Source organism: Pseudomonas sp. 05N434 (assembly GCF_056396965.1).
Genome location: NZ_JBFTMK010000385.1, coordinates 1 through 4,885 on the forward strand (window position 1 = coordinate 1; position 4,885 = coordinate 4,885).

3 protein-coding genes are annotated in these 4,885 nt (G+C 60.7%); all 3 read right to left on the reverse strand.

Features of this window, described 5'->3' with window-relative positions:
* Positions 1 to 182 precede the first annotated feature (182 nt).
* Positions 183 to 2,180 (reverse strand): peptidase U32 family protein, encoded by a 1,998-nt coding sequence (locus tag AC1DLB_RS21305; protein ID WP_086945655.1) that lies wholly within the window; start codon positions 2,178 to 2,180, stop codon positions 183 to 185.
* A gap of 219 nt (positions 2,181 to 2,399) precedes the next feature.
* Positions 2,400 to 3,872, reverse strand: a complete 1,473-nt coding sequence (locus AC1DLB_RS21310; protein WP_477743222.1) for a family 16 glycosylhydrolase — start codon at positions 3,870 to 3,872, stop codon at positions 2,400 to 2,402.
* A partial coding sequence (gene galE, locus AC1DLB_RS21315) for a UDP-glucose 4-epimerase GalE (RefSeq protein WP_477785593.1) occupies positions 3,869 to 4,885 on the reverse strand: 1,017 nt, incomplete at its 5' end. The genes galE and AC1DLB_RS21310, both read right to left, overlap by 4 nt.

The window sequence follows — 4,885 nt, forward strand, 5'->3', positions numbered from 1 at the left end:
GAATGCACGGTGCGCCTGACGGACCGCAGTGCCTGATTTTACGACTGCTGCGCAGCCGAACGCAGCCTCGCGAGCTCGGCAGCTGCTACAGGACGAACGCAGGCTTCGGCAGCTGCTACAGATCGCATTACGGCTTAAGTGAACAGCGAGCGCGACGCCGTAGCGGCGCGCTCGCCCGTCACTCAGTGGGGCGCGCGAGGGATGGTCTTGAGCAGGTCTTCAGGGCTGATGTGCCCGACAACCGGCTGCACGCTGCCCGGTTGCGGCAGACCAAGGATGTGCCCCTTCATCTTGCCGATCACGTGCATCTCGCAAGGCTTGCAGTCGAACTTCAACGTCAATACCTCGTCACCGTGCACCAGCTGCATCGGCGCGACCTTGGTGCGCACGCCGGTGACGCCCTTGGCCTGCTTGGGGCAGAGGTTGAAGGAGAAACGCAGGCAGTGCTTGGTGATCATCACCGGCACCTCGCCGGTCTCCTCRTGAGCCTCATAGGCCGCGTCGATCAGCTTGACGCCGTGCCGGTGATAGAAGTCGCGGGCTTTCTGGTTGTAGACGTTGGCCAGGAACGACAGGTGGGACTCCGGGTACACCGGTGGCGGATTGGTCTCGGCCTTGCGACCACCCCGTGGGTGGGCTTCGATGCGGGCCGTGGTCAGCGCTTCGATGACTTCGCGGCGCAAAGCCTTGAGCTGCGAGTTCGGGATGAAATACGCCTGCGGTGCATCCAGCTTGATATCCGTGGCGTGGTATTGCGTGGTGCCCAACTGGCCGAGCAAGTCGTGCAGTTGCTCCAGGGCCTGTTCCGGCTTGTTGGCCAGGCCGAATGGACCGTCGAGGGCGACATTGGCGCTGACACCTTCCTCGCTGGTGGCGGTCAGTTCCAGGCGATCCTCACGCAGGCGAGCGACCCAGGCCAGACCCACCCGGCGCTCGGCGGAGGTCTTGAGCAGGGCTTGCTGCCAGTTGTGGTCGAGGTTGCGGCTCAGCGGGTGATTCGGCCGCAACTGGTGCAGCCCCTTTGGCATTTCGTTGGGCTCGACACGGTAGCGGTAGCGCTTTTCACCGTCTTCTTCGAACTCGCCCTTGGGCTCGGCGATGTTGGTACGCCAGCCCACCACCTCGCGCTTGACCAGCACATTGAGGCCGTCGCCGTTGGACAGCGGTTCGTGGGTGACCACCAGCAGGTCGCGCTTGCCGACTTTCTCCACCACGCCCACCGGCAGGCCGGTGAAGGTCGGCGAGTCGAAGGCGCCGATGTCGATCTTGCGCTCGCTGACGAAGTAGTCGGTGCTGCCACGATGGAAAGTCTTGTCCGGATCGGGCAGGAAGAAGTGCGCGGTGCGGCCGCTGGAAGCGCGAGCCAGGTCCGGACGGTCTTCGAGGACGTCGTCCAGGCGCTGGCGATAGTAGGCGGTGATGTTCTTCACATAGCCCATGTCCTTGTAGCGCCCCTCGATCTTGAACGAGCGTACACCGGCTTCCACCAGCGCGCGGATGTTGGCGCTCTGGTTGTTGTCCTTCATCGATAGCAGGTGTTTTTCGTAGGCGATCACACCGCCTTTTTCATCCTTGAGGGTGTAGGGCAGGCGGCAGGCCTGGGAGCAGTCGCCACGGTTGGCGCTACGGCCGGTCTGCGCATGGGAGATGTTGCACTGGCCGGAGAACGCCACGCACAGCGCGCCATGGATGAAAAACTCGATGGCCGCGTCGGTCTCGTCGGCAATCGCGCGGATCTCCTGGAGGTTCAGCTCGCGGGCCAGTACCAGTTGCGAGAAACCAGCCTGATCGAGGAACTTCGCCCGCGCCAGGGTGCGGATGTCGGTCTGGGTGCTGGCGTGCAGCTCGATCGGCGGAATGTCCAGCTCCATCACGCCCAGATCCTGGACGATCAGCGCATCGACGCCGGCGTCATACAACTGGTGGATCAGCTTGCGCGCCGGCTCCAGCTCATTGTCATGCAGGATTGTGTTGATGGTGGTGAACACCCGCGCGTGATAGCGACGGGCGAATTCCACCAATTGGGCGATATCGCTCACCTCGTTACAGGCGTTGTGGCGGGCGCCGAAGCTCGGGCCGCCGATGTACACCGCGTCGGCGCCATGCAGGATGGCCTCGCGGGCGATGGCCACGTCGCGGGCGGGGCTGAGCAATTCCAGGTGATGCTTGGGTAGGGACATGTTTTTTTAGTCTGGCTTGTCACGGTCAAGGTGCGCATTGTAGCGGCGAAACGCCTGACCGGCACCCATGTGCTGCCCGATGGCGTTTGTCCGCTGAGCAACACGAATAACCATCGGCTTCATCCCTTGGCCGAATCCGATGGCTGATGTAGTGAATCTGCCGCTGAGCAAGGATGGAAGGGGAAGGATCAAATTCAAAGACGCTGGATCAAGACCCGGCTATCGACCGCGCCGCCACACCTTGAGGTAGTCCACGCTGAAAGTGGAGGGCAGATCGGCGTCGTCGACAACGCCGAACCAATTCCACATGGCCTCGCTGTCAAAGTTGATTTGCATCGGGAAGAACCAGTGGGTGTTCTTGGCCTCTCGCACCAGGACGCCGTCTACGTACCAGCGCAAGGTGTCGGGTTGCCAGTCAAAACCGTAGACATGAAAGTCGCTGGCCAGGCGCCACGGGGCAATCCAGCTGCTGCCGTCGCTGAGGTGGGCGGTGCTCTGTGGCGTGGCCCAGACATGGGCGTTCATGTTGTATAGGCGGTCGAAGGCGGCGCCCTTGGTCTTGCCGCCGATCTCGAATATGTCGATCTCCGTGGCATTGTCGGCAAGCCCCGTCCACGCTAGCCAGAAGGCGCTGGAACCCGCCGATTCCATGGGTTTGGCGCGGGCTTCGTAGTAGCCGTAAAAACTGCGCTCGATCGTGCGGACCATCGCCGAGCTATAGCCTTGGTAACCCAGCCGAACGTACTTTTGCGGCACGTTTTCCTTGCGGAAAACGATGTTCAGATTGCCATCGCTCAGGTAGGCATTGTTCGGCGTGAACAGCGCCGGTTTACGCCCGAGCGATTCGGTGCCCGTGGCATTGTTGACGTGCCAGAGACTGGTGTTAAGGGTCGCACCGTTGAAGTCGTCGGAAAATTGGCTGTCCACCCTCCATTGGCCGACATTGGCCTGATCGGACAACGGCAGTTCGGCATTGATCCGCTGCGGTACAGCGTCCAGGGGGCCGATACGGGTCCAGGAATTGGCAGCCTTGGGGATAGCGAGGGACCACTTTTGCGCCAGATACTGAAACACGCGCTGCCGTTCCTCCAGAGAGGCCAGGTGACGGTCATACACCAACACTTCCGCGATGTCGCCACGCAAGTCTTCAGTGCTACCGACCACATTGCGCCCCACCGCAAACGGGCCTATAGGTACGTCGTTGAGTTCCAGAACAAACAGGGTTGGATCGTAGGCGGTGGGCTGTTGCACGCTGATCGCGAAATTCGGTGCCACGTTGTCGTTTTCAGCGATCCACGGGCGCGAGCTGAACAGCCGCTGCCAGGTCTCGCCGCCGCTTTGCCCGTTCACTCTGCGTGACACGATCAATAAGGTCATGGGGCCTTTTGCGGCACGAATTGTCTTGCCAAGGAACGCTGACGAGCCACTCAAACGCACCACCGAATGGCCATTCATGGCGTCCTCCACACGCAGCGGAAGTGCGGCGCCTGCGGCATCGTCTACGGTAACGTCATTGGATTTGCCGGACTTGTCGTGCCACCGCAGGAGGTGGTTCTGGGCATCGAAGGTCATTTTTGAAGCATCGGCAGCATCGAGCCACAGCACCAGGCCGTTGGCCAGCGGCGGGGGAGTGCCCCCCGACGCGTAGCACACAACCGATACCAGGGCTGCCAAAAAAATGGACCTGCTCATACCCATTGCTTTAACACAATCGATGCGGCCAATCCGGGTTGGGAGCGGTATCCGTGCGGATTACACATTTGCCATCGCCAAGTGTCGATGATCATCTGCATCAGGTCGCGCTGTGCGTACCAGCCCAGATCACGCCCTGCCTTGGTGGGGTCGGCCCAGCATTCGGCGATATCGCCGACACGGCGTGGCGCGAACCGGAACGGGATGGTAATACCGGTAATGTCCTCGAAGCTGCGGATGATTTGCAGCACGCTGTGGCCAATGCCTGTTCCCAGGTTCCAGACGTGGATACCGTTTCTGTTCTGCAACGCCCGCAACGCTTTGAGATGGCCTTCGGCAAGGTCGACCACATGGACGTAATCGCGCACGCACGTTCCGTCGACGGTGGGATAGTCGCTGCCGTATACGGTGAGTTCGGGCATTTGCCTCATCGCGACTCGTGTCAGGCAAGGCAGCAGATTGTTGGGCTTGCCATTGGGGTTTTCCCCGATCAGCCCGCTATCGTGAGCACCAATCGGGTTGAAGTAGCGCAGCACCGCAATGCTCCACTGCGGATCGGACAGGCACAAGTCGGTGAGCAACTCTTCGATCAGCAGCTTGGTGCGACCATAGGGATTGATCGGTTTGCCTGTGCCCAGATCTTCAATGAGCGGTATCTGTCGGGGAATGCCATACACGGTGGCCGATGAGCTGAACACCAGTTTGAAGACCTCGAATCGGGCCATCGCATGGCAAAGATTGAGCGTACCAATGACATTGTTGGCGTAATAGTCGAGCGGCTTTCGAATGCTTTCCTCCACGGATTTGAGACCGGCAAAGTGCACCACGGCATCGATGTCGTAGCGGCTGAAGATATCATCGAGCAGGTGGTTATCGCGGATATCACCTTCAATGAAGTCGACTCGCTTGCGAGTCAGATACTCCAGGCGCGCGAGCGATTCGCGGCAGCTGTTACACAAGTTATCGAGGACCAGCACCTGTTGACCGGCGTCAATCAGGGTCAGGGTGGTATG